Genomic DNA, 24,833 nt, shown 5'->3' with positions numbered 1-24,833 from the left:
AAACTAAAACTAAATGTTCACGACAAACATGTAAGATGCCGGAAAATACATACTTATGCTGACGTGACACAATCCCTGCCATGACTGGAAGGAAAAACAGAAAAATACCGCCAATATGACCGAATAACAACAATAACAAATACAAACCTCAAAACAACAGCCAGACTATGAACATAAGATTCCTTACTATCATATCACTATTCGCAGCACAACTCGCATACGCCAATGGCAATAAAGACAGTGTAATCGTAGCAGACATGCACCTTAATACAAAAGGAATGCAGATGTGCATGCCTGCACATGAGGTAGAGAAAGAGGACGGATATAAAGGTATCCCTGACAACACCGCCAATAAAATAATGACATGCAATCTCACGAAAGCAAGGAAAGTACTGAATCTTGTGACAGGTATCCAAAGCAACGGAAGGTGCTTTTGTGTTCTTGACATGAACAACAACCGGGACTTTTCTGACGACTACTGTTACAGGTTCAGACTAAGCGAAGATGACACTATTGATGAATTCAGCAAGCAACCTCTTGTCTATGACACCAGCAACGGAAAGAAAGCCGCACTGTGGATAGCTCCCATATTCATATGGAAAGACGGAATTGAAAGAGACGACATAAGTAATTTGGAATGCCTGATAAACTTCGGATACGCTTATGGATGCGACATCAACGTCAGCGGAAAGGACTATCACATCGATATCTATCCTTTCGGAAGCAAACGTTACCAATACAAAATAAACAAGACTCAGAAAGAAAGCAAGTATGTGGGCACACCTGCAAGAATAGGAAACGTATGCCTCAATGTGACAGACATTGACGAATCACAGCAGGCATGCACCATAAATATAAGGACAATAAACGGAACGGAAGACCTGCCTACGGTACCTAACGAAGGATTCAAGGCTCCTGTTTTCGAATGTAAAGATATTAAAGGCAAACCGTTCTCGTTAGAAAAAGAGAGAGGAAAATATGTCCTCATCGACTTTTGGGGCACTTGGTGCAATCCGTGCATAGCAGCATTGCCCACACTGAGAGAAATATATGAGAAATATGGCAAGAAGATAAAAATCGTCAGTATAGCAACCGACCTCGACAGCGGACACTCAGTATCACACGCCATACCAACCCTTAAGTCTGTAATCAAGAAACATAAAATGGAATGGACCAACATTCATGGAGGCTTGACTCTTGAAGGTCCAATAATAAAAAAGTATATGATAGAAAGCTATCCCACATCCGTATTGATAGATCCGGACGGTGTGATAGTGAGCATGGACTCAGGTACTCAGGGCTTGAAGGACGTAGAGAAAGTGATTGAAAAAATATTCGAAAATGACAACAATGACTGAAATGGAACATACAACATAGCATTCTTCAGTACAGTCCGCGTAAGACTTCATTCTTACTCCGCGCCTCTGCCTGCCTGATTGCTTTCCATTTTTCGTGGAGATGCAGCGGTATACTCAACGTAAAGGCAGGAAACAAGATGCCTGAGGAAGCGCGGAAGAAGGATGAACTGCTGGAAGGCAATGTGTATGCCTGTATGGCATACACACCGATAACAGAAGATTTATGTCATAGGGACATGCCTGTAGCTTATTATCATTAACACAACAAAGAAACCGTTGTGGCTGAAACAGGCGCGGATGTCACCACCACTCTACATGCAACCGCAGCCATATAAAACAAAAGAGCCACACCATGCGGTTGCACGTGTGACTCCTCTATGTCTAAAGAAAGACTGTGCGTCTTTATTTCACTTTGTCTACAATAGCCTTGAACGCTTCCGGATTGTTTACAGCGAGGTCGGCAAGAACCTTACGGTTGATCTCGATGCCAGCCTTGTGAAGCGCACCCATAAGCGTAGAGTAGCTCATGTTTTCAAGGCGTGCCGCAGCATTTATACGCTGGATCCACAATGAGCGGAAGTTGCGTTTCTTGTTACGACGGTCGCGATAAGCGTATGTGAGACCCTTCTCCCATGTATTTTTAGCAACCGTCCAGACATTCTTTCTTGCACCATAGTAACCCTTGGTGAGCTTAAGAATTCTTGTTCTTCTTGCTTTCGAAGCAACGTGATTTACTGATCTTGGCATAGTTTTGTTTTCCTTTTAATGTTTTGACTAATTTAAATTAACGGAGGCAGAGCATATCACGCACCGCTTTCAGGTTGCTACCGTCTACCATTGTCTGGTGAACGAGGTTTCTCTTCTGCTTCTTTGTCTTCTTAGTCAAGATGTGACTGTGGTAAGCATGATGTCTTTTAATCTTACCCGTACCGGTGAAAGTGAATCTTTTCTTGGCACCGGACTTTGTCTTCTGTTTTGGCATTGTTTTATGTTTTAAATTATTGTTTATGCAGTGGCAACGCATATACCCGGCGTTACGCACTTTATCTTATTCCATGTTGAGTTTTTTCAGAGCCTCTTCGCTGATTTTCGCGTTTGCAAGCAGACCGCCGTTCGCAGGTGTGTCGGTGCCGGTCTCAGCCGTATTCGCGTCAGCCTGACTTTTCTGTTCAGCCTCACGACGCTCACGGTCGAGCTTCTGCTGGCTTTTCTTAGCCACACCGGCTTTCTTCGGCGCAAGATAGAGAAACATCTTTTTGCCGTCAAGCTTCGGCAGCTGCTCCACCTTGGCAAACTCCTCCAAGTCGTTGGCAAAGCGCAGAAGCAGGACTTCTCCCTGTTCCTTGAAAAGAATAGAGCGTCCTCTAAAGAACACGTAGGCACGCACCTTATTTCCTGAGCTCAGGAATTCTTTCGCATGCTTGAGCTTGAAATTATAGTCATGCTCGTCGGTCTGAGGTCCGAAACGTATCTCCTTTATATCAACCTTAGCCTGCTTGGCTTTCATCTCTTTGGCATGCTTCTTCTGCTGATATAAGAATTTGCTGTAGTCGATGAGACGACAAACAGGAGGTTGCGCATTGGGAGATATCTCCACAAGGTCGACACCTTGATCGCGGGCCATATCCAATGCCTGACGTGTCGGCATAACTGTCGAACCGTCTTCTCCAACAACTCGTACTTCCCTAACGCGAATTTGCTCATTCACGCGGTACTGATTCTTCATTTTGTCATTCTTCATCCAACTATTTTATGATAAGCGAGTGCAAAGTTACCACATTTCAGCCAATCGGCAAAATATTTCATTGTTTTTCTTTAACCCGAATCGGTCATTAGAACGCCGATTGTACATTTAAGGTTTATTGTCAGCTCTTCAGCATTCTTCCGCACTGCTGCCGTCATCTTGTATACTGCTTTTTCCCGGTGTAGCCCGCTACATCTTCGATAAAGCAGGATACGATCCGGCTGACAGCAGCACGAAATAAGAATGGAAGTCTAATGACCGATTCGGGTTTAAACTTAGCCTGTCATTCGGCTTCAGACTGTTTCCGCGCCCACTGCCGCATCCCATCTGACCGTTTTACCAGAGAAACATATGCATGCATAAAGGCAAGGTGCGCCGCGTGGAATAAGACGGAATACGGACATAATCTGCCGGACAGTCGGACATAAACATCTGAGACCTGTCAGAGAAGACAAGTGGAAAAAATGTGAAAATGCAGACAATGTAAAGTCGCTGAGAATCGCGAATAATCAAACCTGAACCAATCAGCACAGCTATATGCGCTATTTTCGCCACATTCACAACCCGTTGGATATTAGCGGATTGCACATATCATCAATATATATGCCTTTTTTAGTTGCACGAAAAAGGCTTTTCGGGCATGCGGAAAAGCCCGTATGGGCATGCGGAACGGCATGTATGAGAACCTCAAACAGGCTTTTCCGGAGTATGACAAAACGTCTTGGAGAAAAGAAAAGAGATGCTGTATCAATGTCAAAATGTAAAAACAAGGAATAAAGTATAAATATTGCGGAATATCATTAGATGCATGCAGTTATAAATTTGACAGAAAACGGGCGCAAGACAGCGGCATCATGCTTTCACGATTTCTATTTCGTGAAAAAACAATGTAAAGATTTTTTACTGTCCGTTCACCGGAAACCATTCATTAATCAGGAACGTGGGTACCGGGGACAAGGACACGCAAAAACGTCCATAACATTTGAACGGCACACCGGTTTTCCGCCTTTCATCGCGGACCGACAGCATTACTTCATCCGCGTCTTGTGACGATGACAGGCAGACAGTTTTCAGCTCATGATAAAAATGTGGCTTAACATGCCGGGGAAAGGCGGAATAAAACATGTCGGCTGTATGAAGTGCAGACGATGCACAACAACCGATTAGTGATAAAAAACATGTCCGCAATCCCGAAAAGCCGGAATTGCGGACATATCAAACAATATCTTCAGATGTTTACTTCAGATATTTTTCCTTCATATGATACACGCTTATACCATAATTATTTGGCGTAAGCCACAGAACGGGTCTCGCGTATCACGGTGATCTTAACCTGTCCAGGATAGGTCATCTCGCTCTGAATCTTGGTTGCGATTTCAGAAGACAGGTTTTCCGTTTCCTTATCGCTCATCTTGTCAGCCCCCACAATGACACGCAGCTCGCGTCCTGCCTGTATGGCGTAAGTCTTCGTTACGCCGGGATAGCTCATCGCAATCGCCTCAAGGTCATTAAGGCGTTTGATGTAGGCTTCCACTATCTCTCTGCGTGCTCCGGGACGTGCACCTGAGATGGCATCGCAAACCTGAACTATGGGAGCAAGAAGAGTGTTCATCTCCATCTCGTCATGATGGGCTCCGATTGCATTACATATGTCCGGTTTTTCCTTATACTTCTCTGCTATCTTCGCTCCATATAAAGCATGTGGCAACTCACTCTCCTCGTCGGGCACCTTTCCTATATCGTGCAGAAGACCGGCACGCTTTGCCTTTTTGGGGTTGAGTCCCAATTCAGATGCCATCACAGCGCAAAGATTCGCCGTCTCGCGTGCATGCTGCAATAGGTTCTGCCCGTATGAGGATCTGTATTTCATCTTTCCCACTATTCTTATAAGCTCGGGATGCAATCCGTGTATTCCCAAATCAATTGCAGTACGCTTGCCGGTCTCGATTATCTCGTTATCCAACTGCTTCTTCACCTTAGCGACAACTTCCTCAATGCGTGCCGGATGTATACGTCCGTCTGCCACAAGCTGATGTAAGGCAAGACGGCATATCTCTCTTCTTACAGGGTCGAACGCCGAGATGACAATGGCTTCCGGAGTATCGTCAACCACGATCTCGACTCCGGTCGCAGCCTCAAGCGCACGTATGTTTCTGCCCTCACGTCCGATGATTCGTCCCTTCACCTCATCGTTGTCGATGTGGAACACACTGACGGAATTCTCTATTGCGGTTTCGGTAGCCACACGCTGGATTGTCTGTATTACAATCTTCTTGGCTTGGGTGTTTGCATTAAGCTTCGCCTCGTCCATAATCTCGTTAACGTAGCTTGCCGCATCCATTCTCGCCTCATCTTTAAGGCTCTCCACAAGTCTGTTCTTGGCTTCTTCCGCACTGAGACCGGACAGCTCCTCCAATTTCTCACGCTCCTTAATCTGCATTTTCTCCAGTTCTTCCTGCTTAATGCCGAGGAGCTTGTTCTCATTGTCCAGACGCAACTGCATCTGCTCAATCTCCTGTTTGCGCCGTCCCAGTTCTTCCTGACGCTGGTTAAGAGATATCTCACGCTGCTTCAGACGGTTCTCGTTCTGCTGTATTTTCTGATTTCTGACCTGGACCTCCTTCTCAAGCTCAGATTTCTTGTTCAGGAACTTTTCCTTTACCTCAAGCAATTTCTTTTCCTTGATGACCTCAGCCTCTTTGTTGGCAGCATCTATCATCTCGTTGTATTTGCCCTTTATAACATATCGGAAAATCGCATAGCCCGCGACTCCGCCTATAATAAGAGCCACGGCTGCTGTAATTATTATACCTATACCTGTCATATAATTTGTTTTATGTTTGTTTTAGTAATATTCCCTTATCAAACTTGGCTTTCAATAACCTCTTCTATCTCCGAAGTCAGCTTCTTGAGAACATCACTATAAGGAACGGTATCATTGCGTGCAGCCTCCTTCTCATATCTTAAAGCAATGTCAATAAGAGCCATGTAAAGCAGTTCCTTGTCGCTTTTATGGCCTTTAAAAACAGATGCGTACGCATTTACCGTATTTGTTATAAGCACAGCTGCATCTCTATATAACGGTTCCTCTTCTTTTGGAACCATTACCGGCATCTCCGTATCATAGACATGCAATCTTATATGTATTTTCTCCTTATTATCAGTTTCTGCCATCGCTATGTTTATCTTTCACTTACCAATGTGATGCATTTGTTCACATCGCGGATAAGCTTTGATATTTTCTTTTGCGCCGACTCCAAATCGCCATTGGTTATTTCAACCATCCTTGCCATCTTAAGGCTTTCATAATCATTTCTCACCTGAGCCAACTGTCCCTCCATCTTTTCCAATGCAGAGTCACGCTCGTCAATCATTGCCCTCAGCCTGTCATTCTCGTTCTTTATTTTGTTGTATTCAAGAATAAGCTGTCTTACGCGGGTTGTAAAGAGCGCTATAGTTTTCTCATCAGCGTTCATAAATAACTATTTTGGTGACAAAATTAACAGAATAAATTGATAAAACCAAATTTACAGTTAGCTTATTTTATTGATATTTATATATAATATTGAAAACAGTTGTATTTGTTATAGAAGTTCCCAATGATACATGATGTCACTCAGTGTCACTTCTTCTTCCCGTCGTCAACGTTTGCCTTAGGCTCTTTTTTTGCCAACATGACAATCTGATAGACAAAATCGGTTATCCATTTTCTTGAAAAACCGAGACGCTTGTCATACTGTCTGATAGCCACGACTGTTTTTATGACTCCGGCATCCTTATAGTCATTTTTATCAAAAATATCAGAGACTGTTTTCTCTGTCATGCTGTAAATCACCTTTTTCATGAAAGAAGGGAGACGGAGCTTGAACTTCATCAAGTTGCCCATAAGCATCATCAAGTCCTGAGAAAAGCCCTGAAACTGAATAAGATAAGGCTGAACGTCCTGAATCTTGCGGCAATTTTTCTTTATGCTCGCATCTATTTCCTTAAAGAAATCATCGTTCACTCCGTAAAGATCCATAAGCATCTTCATGCAATGCTTCTTCTCTCCTACCCCCAGTTTGTTGTTGACCGTAGGCACATGCAATGTTGATTTGAACACACGCAAGTCCGGCAACATTGCAAGATTTGTTATACCGACATTCGCAGCTATTGACGACTGGAAATAAACCCTTATAAGGTTCATGTAATCTTCCATTCCTCCCGTATTGGAGCCTTCACTTTTTTTCTTTATAAATTTAGATAGGAAACCCATTTTGACATTTCATTATTTGTTAATAACAAGAAATAAATATAAACACAAACTTATAATTTCGCAAAATTACAACAATATCTTTAATAATACAAATATTTCATTACAAATCACACCGATATGAATTACATTAATAATAATAATATTTTCATTACAATTACTGTGGTTTTATCGACTTTTATTTGTAACTTTGTGCCGGATTTATAAACATATTCATCATAATACAAAAGGATAACAACTGATTATCCTACAAAACGGAATACGTATGCAATTATTATAATGAAATAACTGTTTTATGGAAAAATAGCAAACGCAACTAATTTTTGTAATCATATTATGAAAGGAATTATTCTTGCCGGGGGGTCCGGCACAAGACTTTATCCTATCACAAAGGGGATAAGCAAGCAATTAATCCCGATTTTTGACAAACCGATGATTTACTATCCCATATCAGTACTCATGCTGGCTGACATAAGGGATATTCTGATTATATCAACACCTACTGACTTGCCTCTGTTCAAGCGATTGCTTGGCGACGGCAGCGAAATTGGAGTACACTTTGAATATGCCGAGCAGCCGTATCCGGGGGGACTGGCGCAAGCTTTCATTATTGGAGACGAATTCATCGGCAAAGACGATGTGTGCCTTGTCCTTGGTGACAACATCTTTCATGGCGCAGGTTTCACCACGCTATTGCATGACAGCGTTAACAACGCGGAAAAGAAAAACATGGCGACAGTATTCGGATATTATGTGAATGATCCCGAGAGATATGGTGTCGCGGAATTTGACACAAACGGAAAATGCCTCAGCATCGAGGAGAAGCCGGAGCATCCCAAAAGCAACTACGCCGTAGTGGGACTTTATTTTTATCCTAATGATGTCGTAGACGTCGCAAAGAGAATAAAGCCCAGTAAACGAGGCGAGCTTGAGATAACTACAGTCAATCAGGAATATCTCAGTCAGGACCGCCTTATGGTTCAGACACTGCAAAGAGGATTCGCGTGGCTTGACACAGGCACACACGACAGCCTGTCTGAAGCCAGCACCTTCATTGAGGTAATCGAAAAACGTCAGGGGCTGAAAATAGCATGCCTTGAAGAGATTGCTTTCAAGAAAGGGTGGATAAGCAAAGAATCGCTCTACGCCACAGCACAGCCCATGGCGAAAAATTCATACGGGCAATATCTGCTGAATTTAATTAAAGACTAACAATAAATACCGTATTACTTATAAACATGGAAGAAAGCAAGAACATCGGATTATACAACGTCCAGCAAGAGCAGGAAGAAAAATCTTCTTTCGATTTCAAAACGTTATATACAGTTTTTTTATTAAACTGGAAATGGTTCGTGTTGTCTATTATAATATGTGTTGCGGCAGCTGCCATATATCTAAGATACACAACGCCGAAATATCAGGCTTATGCCAAGTTCCTCATAATGGACAATGACAACAACCATAGGAGCAGCCGCAACTCTATAATGGCAACGGCAAACCTCGGTACGCTTACAAACTCAATGGGAATTGACAATGAGATTGAAATATTGAAATCAAGATCCATCGCCCAGCAAGTAGTAAGAGAACTGAAGTTGTATGTATCTTACATGAATGTAGGCAAGGTTAAGGACACACCGATGTATAAGACGCAGCCCATCAATGTTGACCTTGACCCGGGCAGTCTTGAAAAACTTAAAGCACCGATTTCGCTCGAAATAACACGTGAGGGCAGCAACTATCATATCACGGGTACATATTTTTACATATCACAGACAGACCCGTCAAAAAACAAACAATACAATATTGACAAAAGTTTCAGCCAGCTTCCAACAAGCATCAACACACGCAGCGGAATCATCACCGTCACATCCAACAGCATGACACCCATGGCTGACGGAACGACATTGAAAGTGCAGATTATGTCACCGGAGGCTGCGGCATACAAATACATTGGAGAGCTGTCTGTATCACAGATTTCAAAAACCACCACAATCACCCAGCTTAGCCTCAACGATGAGCTCCCGCTCAGAGCGATGGACTACCTGAAACAGCTCACAATATGCTACAATCGTCAGTCGAATGAAGACAAAAACGAGATTGCCATACGTACAGAAGAATTCATAAACGGACGTCTTGAGAAAATAAACGCCGAGCTTGGAGACACTGAAGGCTCGCTTGAGGATTACAAAAAGCGCAACAACATGGTCGAGCTGAAAATAAACGCGCAGCAGGCTGTGATGAATCAGGACGCATACAGTCAGCGTCTTGCAGAGGCAAACACACAGGTTGCGCTTCTTCAAAGCATCAGCGAATACATGAATGAGCCTGAAAACAAATATCAGACTCTGCCGTCTAATGTAGGACTTACAGATGAGTCTGCGACCGATCTTATAAACAAATATAATGACATTGTGCTCAAACGTAACGAGCTGTTGCGCAGTGCCAGTGAGAACAGTCCTATTGTCACACCACTTACAGCACAGCTTGACGACCTGTCAAACAGCATACGGCGCGCCATGAACCAGGCTCGCAGAAGCATGGAGATTCAGCGCAACAGCGTAGCACAACAGTATGGCAAATACGCAAGTCAGATTGCGGCAACTCCCGAACAGGAGCGCATCCTTACACAGATAGGACGTCAGCAGGATGTAAAGTCGGGTCTTTATCTGACACTTCTACAGAAACGCGAGGAGAACTCCATATCACTCGCGGCGACAGCAGATAAGGGTAAGCTCATAGACGACCCGATTGTCATAGGTAAGGTAAGCCCGAAATCAACTGAGATAATCCTGTCTGCCATTGTCCTTGCACTTGCCATACCTTCGCTCATTCTGTTCCTTATCAGACTGTTCCGCTACAAGATTGAGGGTCACGATGATGTAGAGAATCTCACATCACTGCCAATCATCGCTGATGTGGCAATCGCAAGCGACAGCACAAAGACCAAAGAAGGCATCGTGGTACATGAGAACCAGAACAGCCAGATGGTCGAGATATTCCGCTCTATGCGTACGAACCTGCAGTTCATGCTTGGAGAAGGAAAGAAGACAATCATGTTCACATCGTGCAACTCAGGCGAAGGAAAGACATTCAACGCTGCCAATCTGGCGATGAGTTTCGCTCTGCTTGACAAAAAAGTAATTTTTGTCGGTCTTGACATACGCAAGCCTCGTCTCGCAGATCTCTTCAACATCAACGACCATCATCGTGGAATAACACCATTGCTCGTCAAAAACGATCCGACAGAAGAAGATGTGAAATCACAGATTATAAGCTCCGGCATAAACAACAAACTTGACTTGCTCATGGCTGGTCCTATTCCGCCGAATCCTACAGAGCTTGTGTCACGCGACTCACTCAACAAGATTTTTGCAATACTCAGAAAGAATTATGACTATGTGATTATAGATACTGCACCTGTCGGACTGGTTACTGATACGCTCCACATCGGACGCGTAGCCGACATCACGGTGTATGTCTGCAGAGCAGACTTCACTCAGAAGAGCGATTTCAAGACCATAAACGATCTCGACAAAGAGAAGAAACTGCCTAAGATGTGCATCGTCATAAACGGAATAGACATGTCGAAGAGAAAATACGGATACTATTACGGATATCACAAATATGGATATTATGGTAATTACAATAGCCAGTATGGTGATAAAAACGACACTTCCGTAAAATTATAATCAGAAAATAAAACTGTAAGAAATGATAATTGCTGTTGACTTTGACGGAACAATAGTTGAGAACCGCTATCCTGAAATAGGCGAAGAAATACCGTTTGCCACAGAAACAATCCGTATGCTGATTTCTGAAAGAAACAGGATAATATTATGGACAGTACGTGAAGGCAAGTATCTTGAGGATGCCGTCGCATGGTGCCGCGAGCGTGGCATCGAATTCTACGCCATAAACAAGGACTATCCTGAGGAGAAGATGGAAAACAACAAACATTTTTCCAGAAAAATCAAAGCCGACATGTTTATTGACGACCGTAACGTAGGAGGATTGCCGGAATGGGGAGAGATTTACCGTATGATACACGAAAAGAAAAGCTATGAAGACATCATAGCCGAGCGCCACAATACATCTTTCTCCGAAAAGACTTCCAAAAGAAAGAAACACTGGTGGAACTTGTAGAACCGGACAAGCCTGACTTGTCAGAGAAGATTCACAAATTCTTCTACATATAAAATTCTAAGGAATTGCTCAGGTCTGCGCTGTCAACGCACGCCTGAGCAATTTTCATGCAAATGAACTCTCTCCTCACTTCATTGGAACATGATTGTTTTATTACCGTCACGTCATTCTGTTCAAGCCCGCTTACATATCGTCATCATATCATTTGTGTTTCGTTTATGCCGAGATTAAATCTGACTGCATCGGAAAAAGCAAGAAACCAAACGAGCAAAGAGATACGGAAGAGAAATGGAGTCTTATGACCGAATGTGTGTGAAAACAAAATGTGAATTTTGAAACATACTCAATCATCATACCTCGTCCCTGTTTCGTACTGCTGTCAGTCTGATCATTTTCGCATTTGTATAATATTCCTGAAAAGTACAAAAGATAAAGACGGGAAACAAGATGGCAGCATAAGAGAGTAAGAATGCTGGAAAGCCTGCAATGAAGTAAAAATGGTGAGTTGTCAGTTTAATGTCATATTCGGGACAAACGTTGCAATGTCACAAACTGGTAAAAAATCTTCAGCGTCACCGCATAAAAGCCTCGGTGCATCACTTTTCTTTATGTCAAGGCATTGTTTTATAAAAAAAGTGTCAACAATTAGTACACATTTGTTTTAGAATGCAGCATCATTATCTTGTGTTCCGGGCTATCTGTCATGACATGTCAGCCAGAATGGCTTCATCAACAAGCCGTAGATATGTCTGTCTAAAATAAATGAGCACTAATTGTTGACATTTTATTTAGTGTTTATTTGGCAGATTCTGTCACATCCCATCCTACAGCTGATGCTCCAAGCACGGCAGCTGAAGAGCCCTCCAGACCGCTGATGAGGAACTTCGCCTTACCCTTGAATATGTTCAGCACGCGCTCATCGTAAGCCTTCTTGATAGGATTCATAATCAGATCACCAGCCTTTGTCAGACCACCGAAGAATATAAATGCCTCCGGTGAAGAGAATGCGGCGAAGTTCGCGCAAGCCTCACCAAGTAGTTTTCCGGTAAACTCATATACTCCGAGTGCGAGTTTGTCGCCCTTCTCAGCAGCCATCGACACATCATAAGATGTGATTTCATCTGGATTCAAATCACGAAGCAAAGACGGCTCATCCGTCGTGTTGAGTATCTCACGCGCCGTACGTGCCACACCGGTTGCCGAGCAATAAGCCTCAAGACAGCCGTTACGGCCGCATCCGCACGAGCGTCCGTTCTCCTTCACGATGACATGACCGAGCTCACCGGCGAAACCATCACATCCGTAAACAAGCTGTCCGTTAACGACAATACCCGAGCCCACACCTGTTCCAAGCGTAATAACAATGAAGTTTTTCATTCCGCGCGCAACACCATAAGTCATCTCTCCGATTGCAGCTGCGTTGGCGTCATTGGTAAGAGCCACAGGTATGCCGAGAGCCTTTGAGAACATATCCGCCAACGGAACTACTCCGTCGTGTCCCCATTCAAGATTCGGTGCGAACTCAATTGTTCCGTTATAATAGTTACCATTGGGCGCGCCAATTCCCATTGCCTTGATCTTATCTATTCCACCCACCTGGTCAATGATAATCTTGAGCGCGTCTACAGACGCCTTAACATAGTCGTCCACATTATTATAACCCTGTGTCTTGATGGCTGTTGTGGCCTTTATGTCCCCTCTGCTGTCCACGATACCGAAAACAGAGTTTGTTCCACCTAAGTCCAAACCGATTACATACGGTTTCATTATTGGTTCTGCATTCATGTCTTTATTATTTTATAGTTAATTAATAGTAATAAACCTACATCGCAACGCCCCCCATCATGGCTGAATAACGCCACACAACACAAGGGCACTACACCCCGTCAGGTGCACTGACTTTCATAGGCAAAGGTATTAAAAAATACTCACAACGCACAAAGTTTGCAATAAAAAATTTGTCCATATCATATAAAATTCGCAATTTTGCACATGATATGCCGTTTCCGTTTCACATAGACATACTCGATTTAATATTCAAAGGAATATTAATCGGAATATTTGTATCTGCGCCGATGGGGCCGGTCGGGATTCTGTGTGTTCAGAGAACACTCAACAAGGGCCGCTGGTACGGATTCGTAACAGGTGTCGGTGCCGCGATAAGCGACATCATATACGCGCTTATCACAGGCTTTGGAATGAGCTTTGTAATGGATCTTATTACAAATCCCCAAAACCTTTTCATTCTGAAAATAACAGGAAGCACACTGCTTCTTCTGTTCGGTATATACTGCTTCATGAGCAACCCCACGAAAAACATGCACATCAGCGGCAACAAGAAAGGGACGCTCATATACAACGGTGTGACCGCTTTCTGGGTGACATTCCTCAACCCGCTGATAATATTCCTGTTCATGGTGCTCTTCGCCCAGTTCTCTTTCGTGATTCCCGACCATCCGCTGGAGATGTCCATAGGCTATCTCAGCATCATATGCGGAGCCATTCTATGGTGGTTCGGACTTACCTGGCTCATCGACAAGATACGCGGACAGTTCGACAACAAGGGCATAATCATAATAAACAAGATTATCGGGTGTCTCGTCATAATCATTTCACTGATTATACTTATCGGCACAGTCTTCAATCTCTATACATTCCATTACTGACGGCTGTTGCCTTGACGGCAATGCAGAAGACACCGTCACACGTCGCCCACCTATTATAAAATTTTTCACATACAATGTATATAGCACAGGAATTGCACGAAAAGAATATAGCCGAATACGTTCTTTACATGTGGCAGATAGAGGATTTGATACGCGCCTACGGATGCTCTCTATCACGCATAAGCAAGGAATACATTTCCAGATTCGGATATACCGATGAACAGAAAGAGGAGGTGACCGACTGGTATGGCAACCTTATACGGATGATGAACATTGAAGGGAAACGCCAGGGTGGGCACCTTCAGATAAACACAATAATAATACAGCAGCTTAACGAACTGCACAACAGCCTGCTGCAAAGCAGCCGCTTCCCGTTCTACAATGCGGAATACTACAAGGTGTTGCCGTTCATCGTGGAACTGAGAAACAAAGGTGACAAAAACCTCAATGAGATAGAAACATGCATGAACGCCCTGTACGGCACAATGATGCTGCGGCTTCAGAACAGGCAGATAAGCCCCGACACAGAGCATGCGATAAAGGAGATATCGACATTCATCGGAATGCTGAACGATTATTATATGAAAGACAAAAAGGAAGGTTTGATTTTTGACGAAGACTAAAAATACTGAGACAATATGAACATCTTGATTACAGGCTGTAACGGACAGCTGGGAAACGAACTCCGCTTAATTGAAAAAAACTATCCGCAACATACTTTTTTCAACACCGATGTGAATGAGCTCGACATCACCGACGCTGAAGCCATCGGCAGATTTGTATCGTCCAACAGTATCGATGTCATCATCAACTGCGCGGCATACACGGCTGTAGACAAGGCAGAGAGCAACAGCGGGCTGTGCAGGATGCTCAACGCGGAGGCTCCGGCATATCTTGCCGAGGCTGTCGCCAAGAGAAACGGACGCATGATACAGGTTTCCACCGACTACGTGTTCGACGGAACAAAACACACGCCATACGTTGAGACAGACACTCCGTGCCCCGACAGCGTATACGGAAAGACCAAGCTCGACGGTGAAAAAGCAGTCATGCAGGCTTGCCCCGACGCCATGATAATACGCACGGCGTGGCTCTACAGCTCTTTCGGAAACAACTTCGTGAAGACAATGATGCGCCTCGGCAAAGAAAAGGAGCAGCTCAACGTCATATTCGACCAGATAGGCACGCCGACTTATGCGCGCGACCTTGCCATAGCAATAATGACTGCCGTTGAGCAGGGCATCGTACCGGGAATCTACCATTTCTCAAACGAAGGTGTCATAAGCTGGTATGATTTCACAAAAGCCATACACCGTCTGAGCGGCATAAGCACATGCCACGTACGCCCGATACACACATCCGAATACCCCACACCGGCGTCGCGGCCGCACTACTCGGTGCTCGACAAGACAAAATTCAAGCAGACTTACAATATCGAGATACCTTATTGGGAGGACAGCCTTGCCGAATGTATTACCATACTAAACAAATAGACGATGAATCAGGAGATTTCAAGAAGAAGGACATTTGCCATCATATCACACCCGGATGCCGGAAAGACAACACTCACTGAGAAGTTCCTGCTGTTTGGCGGACAGATACAGGTGGCGGGAGCCGTAAAAAACAACAAGATACGCAAGACCGCCACATCCGACTGGATGGAGATAGAGAAGCAGCGCGGAATATCGGTCTCGACCTCAGTGATGGAGTTCGACTACAACGGATATAAGATAAACATACTCGACACGCCAGGTCACCAGGACTTCGCTGAGGACACCTACCGCACACTGACAGCCGTCGACTCTGCGATAATCGTAGTGGACGGTGCCAAAGGTGTGGAGACACAGACACGCAAACTAATGGAAGTGTGCCGCATGCGCAACACGCCTGTCATCATATTCATCAACAAGATGGACCGCGAAGGACGCGACCCGTTCGACCTGCTCGACGAACTTGAGGAAGAGCTGAGCATAAGCGTGCGCCCTCTCTCGTGGCCCATCAACATAGGAGCGAAGTTCAAAGGCGTATACAACATATACGAGAACAAGCTCGACCTGTTCAAGCCCGACAAGCAGCGCGTTACCGAAAAAGTAGAGATTGACGTCAACAGCGAGGAGCTGGAAAGCCACATCGGAGAGCAGGATGCCAGACAACTGCGCGATGACATCGAACTGATAGACGGTGTCTACCCTGAGTTCGATGTGGAGTCATATCGCGCCGCAAAGGTGGCTCCGGTGTTCTTCGGCTCCGCACTCAACAACTTCGGTGTGCAGGAGTTGCTCAACTGTTTTGTAGAAATAGCTCCGTCGCCAAAGCCCACAAAGGCTGAGGAGCGCGACATCGACCCAGAGGAGCCGAGATTCACTGGATTCATATTCAAGATAACAGCCAACATCGACCCCAACCACCGCTCATGCATCGCCTACTGCAAGGTGTGCAGCGGAAAGTTCGAGCGCAACCATCCTTATCTGCACGTGCGTCTTGGCAAGACGGTGCGCTTCTCTTCGCCAACACAATTCATGGCACAGCGCAAGAGCACCATTGATGAGGCCTATCCTGGCGACATCGTAGGACTGCCCGACAACGGCATATTCAAGATTGGCGACACGCTGACAGACGGAGAGCAGCTTCACTTCCGCGGACTGCCGTCGTTCTCGCCGGAAATGTTCAAGTACATAGAGAATGACGACCCCATGAAGTCAAAGCAGCTTGAGAAAGGCATCAGCCAGCTCATGGACGAGGGTGTGGCACAGCTGTTTGTCAACCAGTTCAACGGACGCAAGATTATCGGAACTGTCGGACAACTGCAGTTTGAGGTCATTCAGTACAGGCTTGAGAACGAATACAACGCGAAATGCCGTTGGGAACCGGTACATCTCTACAAGGCATGCTGGATAGAAAGCGACGACGAGGCGGAGTTCGAGTCGTTCAAGAAACGCAAGTTCCAGTATATGGCAAAAGACCGCGAAGGGCGCGATGTGTTCCTTGCCGACTCCGGCTACGTGCTCAGCATGGCGCAGCAGGACTTCAAGCACATCAGGTTCCACTTCACATCAGAGTTCTGACAACACAAAGCAAGTTTTTCACATATGCAGTGCATGACTGTAGGTGACGGGCTCACGCTCATCTGCCGCGACACAGTCATACACTGCTTTTCTGTTTTCCATCCTACGTGGCGCACATTCGCATCCTACGGCACACACATCCCGAGCCAGTTGCCTACGATGGTCTTGCCCTGAGGCGTAAGCACGCTTTCCGGATGAAACTGTATTCCGCGCACGTCATACTCCCTATGCCTTACCGCCATTATCTGTCCGTCATCAGCGACAGCCGTCACCTCCAGACTGTCCGGGAAACCGCTTCTGTCAATAACCCAACTGTGATAACGTCCGACATAAAAGCGTTCGGACAGACCGTCGAAAATACAGTCGTCCACCAGCTTACGGCATTCGGTCTGCATTCCGTGGCACACCGACTTCATGTTCATGAGCCTCGCGCCGAACACCTCGCCTATTGCCTGATGACCGAGACACACTCCAAGCAACGGCTTTGAGCTGCCATACGTTCTTACAACGTCCATCAGCATGCCAGCCTCCGAGGGGACTCCCGGACCGGGACTGAGAATGATGCCGTCGAACACTCCCAGACCGCCCAAATCAAAACTGTCGTTACGCAGAACGGTCACATCGGCACCGAGTTCCTTTACCATATGTGACAGATTGTATGTAAAGGAGTCATAATTGTCTACTATCAGTATTTTTTTCATAACATCATATATTTTCAGCCAGTTCAACAGCCTTGCGCAATGCCGCAAGCTTATTGTTCACCTCCTGCAGTTCGTAGTCCTCATCGCTTGCGGCGACAATGCCTCCGCCTGCCTGAAAGCACAGTTCATTGTTCCTGCTTATAAACGTGCGTATCGTTATCGCCTGATTCAGACTGCCGTCCAGTCCTATATAGCCTATACATCCTCCGTACGCGCCACGGCTGTGCGGCTCATATTCGCTTATCAGCTGCATCGCCCTCACTTTCGGAGCACCAGACAGCGTACCGGCAGGAAACGTGTCGATGAATGTCCTGACAGGGTTGGAGTCCTTGTCAAGCGTTCCGCTCACACGGCTTACCAGATGTATGACATGCGAATAGAACTGCATGTCTTTAAAGAAATCAAGCTTCACTCCGTGGCAGTTACGGCTCAGATCATTACGGGCAAGATCCACGAGCATCACGTGTTCGGCATTCTCCTTAGCGTCGTTCCGCAGATACTCAGCCGCCTTGATGTCCTGTGCCTCACAGCCGGTGCGTCCCGTCGTTCCGGCAATCGGGTCTATATACGCCTTGCCGTTCTCTATACGGCAATGTGTCTCTGGCGATGAACCGAAGATGCGGAATCCCCCGAAATCAAAATAAAACAGATACGGACTCGGATTGATGCTTCTTAACGTACGGTACAGTTTGAAGTCATCGCCTTTATATTTTTGCTTGAACCGCCGTGAGAGAACCATCTGAAAGACGTCTCCTTTCAGACAATGCTGAATGCCCCGGCGTATGTTTGCCTTGTGCTCATCATCTGTCAGAGTGGAGACACATCCGCCGACAGCCCTGAAACCATACTCCCTTACAGTCATCCTGTTTATGTCATGCTCCAGCATGTCAAGCTCGTCATTGGCGCAGTCTTCCGCATGCCCGCCACAGTTTTCCTCACACATCACGGTGACTGTCATTCTGCTGGTATAATGCTCGAACACGATTATGTCCTTATACATTATATATAATATGTCGGGGATGCCCCCTTCCTCAGCCGGAGTTTTCCTTACAGGGATATTCTCAAAATATCTCACGGCGTCGAACGCCATATATCCGAACACCCCGCAACTGCAGGCACCGTCGCCGGAAACCTTGAACCTGCCAAGAAAACTGTTTATGGCGTCGTCGCAACCGAAATCCTCACTTATACTGCGCGTCTCCGATGAGCCGTCAGGGAATTTCATTTCCACCAGTCCGTCGCATACGGATATGCTTGCAATCGGATTTATTCCGATGTACGACCTGCTGTTCGACGAGTCATGATAATCAGAACTTTCCATCAACACGCTTTGCGGGTAAAGGTCGCGCAGCCGCATATACACAGCCACCGGAGTATTTATGTCAGCGAGCATTGTGCGCGTCTCAGTATGATAGGCATACACAGTCTTATCCATATCACGTAAATTTTAAAGTAGATGTTCTAAATTAATTGCTATCATATTGTGTGCTGTTCAGGAGCTACATTTCAAAGACGAAGAGGGAGTGTAGCGGGCTACACGACCGATGAGACTTTGGAATGAAGCCCTGAAGAGCGCACAGGATGACGACAAAGATATATATAACATATAAGTATTTTTATAATATCGGTTAATTTTGAACAGCTACTGAATCATTCATACATATTGTTTTCTACATCTCTTCTTATTCCGCCGCATTTCAGAAGTCGCCGTATTCGCCAGCCATGCTTCTGTTGGCAAGATACGTACACACGTCCTTGTCTCCACGTCCGCTTACCGTAAGCACCACAACATCGTCAGGCGAGAACTTCATTTTCGGCAGTACGGCAAGGGCATGCGCGCTCTCGAGTGCAGGGATGATGCCCTCGAGGCGTGTCAGCTCATATCCTGCTCTCACCGCCTCGTCATCGTTTACAGCCATCACCTTCACCCTACCCTCACTTACCATATGCGCATGCATTGGTCCTATACCGGGATAGTCGAGTCCGGCAGATATGCTGAACGCCTCTTCTATCTGTCCGTCCGGCGTCTGCATCACGAGCGTACGCGCGCCGTGCAGGATGCCTTCCGTTCCGCAATGCACCGTAGCCGCCGTCCGTCCCGAGCCGATGCCGCATCCTCCCGCCTCGGCAAGTATCATCCTCACACGCATGTCATCGGCATAATGATACATCGTTCCGGCAGAGTTGCTTCCTCCTCCGACACAGGCTATGAGATAATCCGGATAGTCGCGTCCTGTCTTTTCCTTCAGCTGCCATCTTATTTCCTCTGAAATGACACTTTGCATTCTTGCCACAATATCAGGATACGGGTGCGGTCCCATGGTGCTGCCGACGATATAGAATGTGTCCTTCGGGTGCGAGCACCAGTCGCGTATGGCTTCCGAGCAGGCGTCGCTCAGCGTCATGTTGCCGGTCGTCACCGGATGGACCTCCGCGCCGAGCATCCTCATACGTTCCACATTCGTATGCTGACGCTCCACATCGGTCTTGCCCATGAAAATCTCGCATCTCATGCCCATGAGCGCGCACACGGTTGCCGTAGCAACTCCGTGCTGTCCGGCACCTGTCTCCGCTATGATGCGTGTCTTTCCCATCCTGCGTGCCATCAGTATCTGCCCCACCGTGTTGTTTATCTTATGCGCTCCGGTATGGTTCAGATCCTCACGTTTAAGATAAAGCCTGCATCCGTATTTTGCGCTCATGCGTCTTGCATGATACAACGGAGACGGTCTGCCCACATAGTCTCTGAGCAACTCATGATATTCCTTCCTGAACGCCTCACTGTCTATTATGCTGCGGTAAGCGTCCTGCAGATCGGTCACACACTTGTGGAGAATCTCCGGCACATAAGCGCCTCCGAAACGTCCGTAATACCCGTTTCTGTCAGCAATACAGTTTCCACTCATATTCTTTTTCGTTTTAATCGTGTTTACATTATGACTCGCCGCATATCACAATCCGAGAGTCTGGTACAAGGCGTCGGCTGCCTTCTCGGCATCCCCGCATTCATTGAGCAGCGTCACAAACCTGCTTCCTATTATCGCTCCCGCCGAATACTGCCGGGCACTGTCGAGAGTCTGCCTGTTGCTTATGCCGAAACCGGTCATGCACGGATTCTTAAGTCCGAGACTTTCCACATGCCTGAAGTACTCCGTGGCACTGCCGTCAAAACTGTCTCTTGCCCCTGTCGTGCCCGCACAGCTCACCATGTATATGAAGCTTTCGGTGTTATTGTCTATAAGACGTATGCGTTCATCGTCCGTCTCCGGGGTAATCATCATTATCACGCTCACTCCGTATTTGTCCGCAAGAGGCTTTACACTTGCAAGATAATCGGCAAGAGGCAAATCAGGGATGATGACTCCGGACACCCCGCAGTCGACACACCTCATGAAGAACCGCTCCAAACCGTGGCGCAATATCACGTTGAGATAGCACATGATGACTACCGGAACGGTTATCTCCGCCCTCACCTCGTAAAGCTCTGAGAGTATACCGTTGAGAGTGGTGCCGTTTTTAAGCGACACAGACGCCGCGTGCTGAATCACCGGTCCGTCGGCAAGAGGCGCGCTGAACGGCACACCCACCTCCACCATATCCACGCCTCTGCCCTGCAGTGCCTTCAGCACTTCGCCTGTGTTTCCGGCTACCGGACATCCCGCGCAGAAATATACTGACAACAGCTTGCGCTCACCGCGTTCTGCGAACATTCTGTTTATTCTGTTCATAATAGATATTTTTTGTTCCAACGACATGAAAATGACAGGCTTCCTGGTATCTGCCTTTGCGCTAACTACGCAGCCTTTCTATAAAATCGGCGACCTTCGCCGCGTCCTTGACTGCCGGAGCCGTCTCGAAACGCGAGTTTATGTCCACGCCCGCAAACATGGGATGCGATATCATCCTGATTCTGTCAGCGTCTTCAGGACCGATGCCTCCGCTCAGCAAGAAAGGCGTCTGGCATGAATAAGAGTCAAGCATATCCCAGTCGAACTGCCTGCCGCTGCCTCCACGTTCCTCACACGCAGTATCGAAAAGAAACATGTCAACATGTCCCTCATACTCCGCACATTTCCCGAAATCGTCTCTTCCCGAAACATGGATTGCCTTGATGATTTTCAGTCCTGACCGGATGTCAGGGTCAATCGTGCGGCGCAGGTTGTCTATCATCACCGTGCTCTCGTTCCCATGCAGCTGCACGCAGTCGAGTCCGTAGTTGTATACTCTCGTGATGATGTTCTGAGGCATGTCGTCAGCAAACACTCCCACGAGCGTGATGCCATCAGCCGGCTTGCGCCCGCAGCCGTTTCCGGCGGCGAAACGCCTGTCCGGGAAATCGGGAATGAGTCCCGAACGCGAATTCACCATACTCACATAGCGCGGGCTTTCCTTGCAGAACACGAGCCCCGCCATGTCGGCTCCCGCCTCCTTCACAGCGCGAATGTTTCCGGCATCGCGCATGCCGCATACTTTTACTATCATAATATTATATTTTAATTTTTGAAATAAAGTCAGCCAAAGCCTTGCCGGGGTCGGGACTGCTCATGAAATGTCCGCCGACAAGAAAACCTCTGTATCCGGCATCACGCAGAAGACTCACCACGGAAGGGTCAGAAAGTCCGCTCTCGCTCACAAGGCACGCGCCATGCGGAAGGTCGGAGACAAAGCGGAAGGAATTTGCCACATCGGTAACAAACGTACCGAGATTGCGGTTGTTCACTCCGAACATGTCAGGGTCGCAGTCGGCATGTTCCAGCTCGCGGGCGGTGTGCATCTCAAGCAGGACCTCCAGTCCGAGACCGTGTGCCACACGCGCAAACGAGCGGCACGTGTCCACAGTGAGCACCGAAGCGATGAGCAACACAGCCGAAGCCCCGCTAAGACGCGCCTGAAAAAGCTGATACTCGTCAACTATGAAATTCTTATACAGCACGGGCAAAGTGACGCCTGAAGCAAGTGCCTCGCCCACATTGCCGTCGCAACCGCCGAAAAAGCGGCTGTCTGTCAGTATGCTCAACGCCGCGGCTCCGTTGTGCTCGTAGTCGTGTGGCACCTTGTCAGCACGCGCGTCACGGTTTATCCATCCTGCCGAAGGCGACTTGCGCTTGAACTCGGCTATGATGCCCGTCGCCGAGTCCATAACGGCTTTCCTCATGGACGGACGCTCCGCCCCGTCACCGCACTCCATGTCACGCTCTGCCATGGCATGAATCTCACGGTCAGGAAGCGTCTGCCTGAACCGCCTCACCTCCTCCTTCTTGCAGGCTACTATATCCTGAAGTATATCTCCCATCATGAATTTATCTCTGCGAATTTACGGAATGTGGCAAGAGCCTTGCCGCTGTCTATCGACTCGCGCGCGATGTCTATGCATTCATCTATGCTCTTGCGTCCTTTTTCATATACCTGTATGCCGAAAGCGGCGTTGGCTATCACAATGTCTTTCTGTGCAGGCAATGCCCTGTTCTCAAGCACACTGTCGAATATCTCGGCTGCCTGCGTCTCGTCCGCGCCTGCCGACAGTTCCTCGGGACCTGCCGTAAGAAGTCCCAGCTCTGACGGACTGAACACACGCTCGTAGTCGTTTGTCGTGACCTTGAAGTCTCCGGTGAGCGATATTTCGTCATATCCGTCGATGCTGTTTACTATGGCGTAGTCGATGCCTATCTCACGATACACGCTGTCATAAAGGCGCATCTGGTCGAGCGTTGCCACTCCGAGCATCTGGCAAGAGGGGCGCGACGGATTCACTATCGGTCCGAGCAGGTTGAAACATGTGGGAAACTGCAAAGCCTTACGCAAAGGACCGACACACTTCATAGCCCTGGCGAAAAGCTGGGCATGCAGATAGGCTATGCCGCACTCGTTTATGGAGCGGTTGAGCTGAGCCGTGTCGCTGGTGAACTTCACGCCATGGCATTCTATCACATTGGACGCTCCGCTTGTCGACGTGGCGGCATAATTGCCGTGCTTTGCCACCTTGTAGCCAGCGCCAGCTATGACAAAGCATGCCGTGGTGGAGATGTTGAACGTGTTCTTACGGTCGCCTCCCGTACCTACCACATCGATGTAGCGGTCGCAGTCGAGGACGGCAGGCACACCGGTAGCAAGTATGCCGTCGCGGAAACCGAGCAGCTCGTCCACTGTTATGCCGCGCATCTGTATGCCGGTGAGCAGAGCCGTGAGCTGCTCGTTGGAATACATGCCGCGCGTTATGCCCACAAGGATGTCGCAAGTCTCCTTCCTTGTGAGGCTTTCATGATTGAGTATTCTTTCCAATAATTCTTTCATAATGACATTACATTAAGTTTTCGGGATTAAACCGTATATATAACAAAAAGGAGACCTGTCGCAAGAACAGGCCTCCTATGAATATCTTTACAAGTTTTCACACGGCAGTGTTGCTCACGACTTTTTCAATCTTGAGAAACGCCACCACCATGATGTGAACATTACATTCTTCATATTGTCTCGTTTAATACTTGTCATAACATGCGCCATCACGCTTTTTCAGGAAACGGTATTCCCGACATTAGCGGACAGCCTGAATGACTCTGATGTTGCAAAACTACACATTTTTATCAAACTGACAAACTTTTTGCATGTTTTTTTTGTAATTTCTTGTAAATGTAATCATGTCACACATTAATATATATACATTGTTTACATCGTCATAAGTAAGCATACGGTGAGGAGGTTACGGGTGGACGGCAGTGTCGGAAGCATAGCCATGACACGGAACGGACAACACATAAAAATGTAAAATACAGACATCATGATAATGGCATATGTTAAATCAGCCGCCGCAGGAGGCGGTTGTTTACGACAGACATCTGAATGGCGTCCGAAAACGCGCATTTTCATGGGCACGCGCATAGCATTGCATATCAGGGCATTATGCCGG

23 protein-coding genes are annotated in these 24,833 nt (G+C 46.8%); 8 read left to right on the top strand and 15 right to left on the bottom strand.

Translation table 11 applies throughout. The features are described from left to right. Positions 1 to 167 precede the first annotated feature (167 nt). Complete coding sequence (locus BN4609_RS03685; protein WP_068855335.1) at positions 168 to 1,358, top strand: TlpA family protein disulfide reductase; 1,191 nt, start codon at positions 168 to 170, stop codon at positions 1,356 to 1,358. Positions 1,359 to 1,760: 402 nt separating this feature from the next. Here BN4609_RS03685 and rplT read toward each other — a convergent pair whose 3' ends face one another. The 7 genes from rplT to BN4609_RS03650 all read right to left on the bottom strand — a co-directional run bounded on the left by rplT (position 1,761) and on the right by BN4609_RS03650 (position 7,357). Continuing rightward, positions 1,761 to 2,105, bottom strand: a complete 345-nt coding sequence (gene rplT, locus BN4609_RS03680; protein ID WP_021994435.1) for a 50S ribosomal protein L20 — start codon at positions 2,103 to 2,105, stop codon at positions 1,761 to 1,763. Positions 2,106 to 2,142: 37 nt separating this feature from the next. Next, positions 2,143 to 2,340, bottom strand: a complete 198-nt coding sequence (gene rpmI, locus BN4609_RS03675) for a 50S ribosomal protein L35 (RefSeq protein ID WP_021994434.1) — start codon at positions 2,338 to 2,340, stop codon at positions 2,143 to 2,145. Positions 2,341 to 2,406: 66 nt separating this feature from the next. Beyond that, on the bottom strand, positions 2,407 to 3,099 hold the full coding sequence (gene infC / locus BN4609_RS03670; protein WP_068855334.1) for a translation initiation factor IF-3: 693 nt from the start codon (positions 3,097 to 3,099) through the stop codon (positions 2,407 to 2,409). Between the two features lie 1,285 nt (positions 3,100 to 4,384). After that, positions 4,385 to 5,926: a ribonuclease Y gene (gene rny / locus BN4609_RS03665; protein WP_021994432.1), complete on the bottom strand. Its 1,542-nt coding sequence runs from the start codon at positions 5,924 to 5,926 to the stop codon at positions 4,385 to 4,387. 38 nt (positions 5,927 to 5,964) lie between these two features. After that, a complete protein-coding gene (locus tag BN4609_RS03660) occupies positions 5,965 to 6,276 on the bottom strand; it encodes a cell division protein ZapA (RefSeq protein ID WP_021994431.1) in 312 nt (103 codons plus the stop codon). Positions 6,277 to 6,284: 8 nt separating this feature from the next. Further along, positions 6,285 to 6,578, bottom strand: coding sequence for a coiled-coil domain-containing protein (locus BN4609_RS03655; protein ID WP_021994430.1), 294 nt, complete (start codon positions 6,576 to 6,578; stop codon positions 6,285 to 6,287). A gap of 146 nt (positions 6,579 to 6,724) precedes the next feature. Then, positions 6,725 to 7,357, bottom strand: coding sequence for a DUF8491 family protein (locus BN4609_RS03650; protein ID WP_021994429.1), 633 nt, complete (start codon positions 7,355 to 7,357; stop codon positions 6,725 to 6,727). 333 nt (positions 7,358 to 7,690) lie between these two features. Between BN4609_RS03650 and rfbA the strand changes: the two genes are divergently transcribed. The 3 genes from rfbA to BN4609_RS03635 are packed head-to-tail and all read left to right on the top strand — an operon-like array spanning position 7,691 to position 11,497. Further along, the gene (gene rfbA, locus BN4609_RS03645; RefSeq protein ID WP_021994428.1) at positions 7,691 to 8,566 is read left to right on the top strand and encodes a glucose-1-phosphate thymidylyltransferase RfbA; all 876 of its coding nucleotides are present in this window, start codon (positions 7,691 to 7,693) and stop codon (positions 8,564 to 8,566) included. A 26-nt stretch (positions 8,567 to 8,592) separates the two neighbouring features. After that, entirely contained in the window at positions 8,593 to 11,043 is a 2,451-nt protein-coding gene (locus tag BN4609_RS03640) for a GumC family protein (RefSeq protein WP_068855333.1), read from the top strand. Positions 11,044 to 11,065: 22 nt separating this feature from the next. Next, entirely contained in the window at positions 11,066 to 11,497 is a 432-nt protein-coding gene (locus tag BN4609_RS03635; protein WP_068855332.1) for a BT0820 family HAD-type phosphatase, read from the top strand. A gap of 795 nt (positions 11,498 to 12,292) precedes the next feature. Here the strand turns inward: BN4609_RS03635 and BN4609_RS03630 are convergent. Continuing rightward, complete coding sequence (locus BN4609_RS03630) at positions 12,293 to 13,282, bottom strand: ROK family protein (RefSeq protein ID WP_068855331.1); 990 nt, start codon at positions 13,280 to 13,282, stop codon at positions 12,293 to 12,295. 212 nt (positions 13,283 to 13,494) lie between these two features. Between BN4609_RS03630 and BN4609_RS03625 the strand changes: the two genes are divergently transcribed. The 4 genes from BN4609_RS03625 (at position 13,495) to BN4609_RS03610 (ending at position 17,228) form a co-directional block, all read left to right on the top strand. Further along, complete coding sequence (locus BN4609_RS03625) at positions 13,495 to 14,163, top strand: LysE family translocator (protein ID WP_068855330.1); 669 nt, start codon at positions 13,495 to 13,497, stop codon at positions 14,161 to 14,163. A 74-nt stretch (positions 14,164 to 14,237) separates the two neighbouring features. After that, the gene (locus tag BN4609_RS03620; protein ID WP_021994422.1) at positions 14,238 to 14,786 is read left to right on the top strand and encodes a DUF4924 family protein; all 549 of its coding nucleotides are present in this window, start codon (positions 14,238 to 14,240) and stop codon (positions 14,784 to 14,786) included. A gap of 15 nt (positions 14,787 to 14,801) precedes the next feature. After that, a complete protein-coding gene (gene rfbD, locus BN4609_RS03615; protein ID WP_068855329.1) occupies positions 14,802 to 15,656 on the top strand; it encodes a dTDP-4-dehydrorhamnose reductase in 855 nt (284 codons plus the stop codon). Positions 15,657 to 15,659: 3 nt separating this feature from the next. Beyond that, positions 15,660 to 17,228, top strand: a complete 1,569-nt coding sequence (locus BN4609_RS03610) for a peptide chain release factor 3 (RefSeq protein ID WP_068855328.1) — start codon at positions 15,660 to 15,662, stop codon at positions 17,226 to 17,228. A gap of 125 nt (positions 17,229 to 17,353) precedes the next feature. Here the strand turns inward: BN4609_RS03610 and BN4609_RS03605 are convergent, their stop codons facing one another. The 7 genes from BN4609_RS03605 to trpD all read right to left on the bottom strand — a co-directional run bounded on the left by BN4609_RS03605 (position 17,354) and on the right by trpD (position 24,220). Beyond that, the gene (locus tag BN4609_RS03605; RefSeq protein WP_068855327.1) at positions 17,354 to 17,929 is read right to left on the bottom strand and encodes an anthranilate synthase component II; all 576 of its coding nucleotides are present in this window, start codon (positions 17,927 to 17,929) and stop codon (positions 17,354 to 17,356) included. 4 nt (positions 17,930 to 17,933) lie between these two features. Continuing rightward, positions 17,934 to 19,364: an anthranilate synthase component I family protein gene (locus tag BN4609_RS03600; protein WP_068855326.1), complete on the bottom strand. Its 1,431-nt coding sequence runs from the start codon at positions 19,362 to 19,364 to the stop codon at positions 17,934 to 17,936. A gap of 262 nt (positions 19,365 to 19,626) precedes the next feature. Further along, positions 19,627 to 20,835 (bottom strand): tryptophan synthase subunit beta, encoded by a 1,209-nt coding sequence (trpB, locus tag BN4609_RS03595; RefSeq protein ID WP_068855325.1) that lies wholly within the window; start codon positions 20,833 to 20,835, stop codon positions 19,627 to 19,629. 45 nt (positions 20,836 to 20,880) lie between these two features. Continuing rightward, positions 20,881 to 21,657 carry a tryptophan synthase subunit alpha gene (gene trpA / locus BN4609_RS03590; RefSeq protein ID WP_068855324.1) on the bottom strand — a complete coding sequence of 259 codons (777 nt, stop codon included), beginning with the start codon at positions 21,655 to 21,657 and terminating at the stop codon, positions 20,881 to 20,883. A gap of 61 nt (positions 21,658 to 21,718) precedes the next feature. Then, on the bottom strand, positions 21,719 to 22,411 hold the full coding sequence (locus BN4609_RS03585) for a phosphoribosylanthranilate isomerase (RefSeq protein WP_068855323.1): 693 nt from the start codon (positions 22,409 to 22,411) through the stop codon (positions 21,719 to 21,721). 4 nt (positions 22,412 to 22,415) lie between these two features. Further along, on the bottom strand, positions 22,416 to 23,222 hold the full coding sequence (locus tag BN4609_RS03580) for an indole-3-glycerol phosphate synthase TrpC (RefSeq protein WP_068855627.1): 807 nt from the start codon (positions 23,220 to 23,222) through the stop codon (positions 22,416 to 22,418). After that, positions 23,222 to 24,220 (bottom strand): anthranilate phosphoribosyltransferase, encoded by a 999-nt coding sequence (gene trpD / locus BN4609_RS03575; RefSeq protein ID WP_068855322.1) that lies wholly within the window; start codon positions 24,218 to 24,220, stop codon positions 23,222 to 23,224. The genes BN4609_RS03580 and trpD overlap by 1 nt, the downstream gene beginning before the upstream one ends. Between the last annotated feature and the right edge of the window lie 613 nt (positions 24,221 to 24,833).

This window comes from Leyella lascolaii (assembly GCF_900079775.1).
Classification (GTDB): domain Bacteria; phylum Bacteroidota; class Bacteroidia; order Bacteroidales; family Bacteroidaceae; genus Prevotella; species Prevotella lascolaii.
This window is presented reverse-complemented; position numbering and strand designations above follow the sequence as displayed.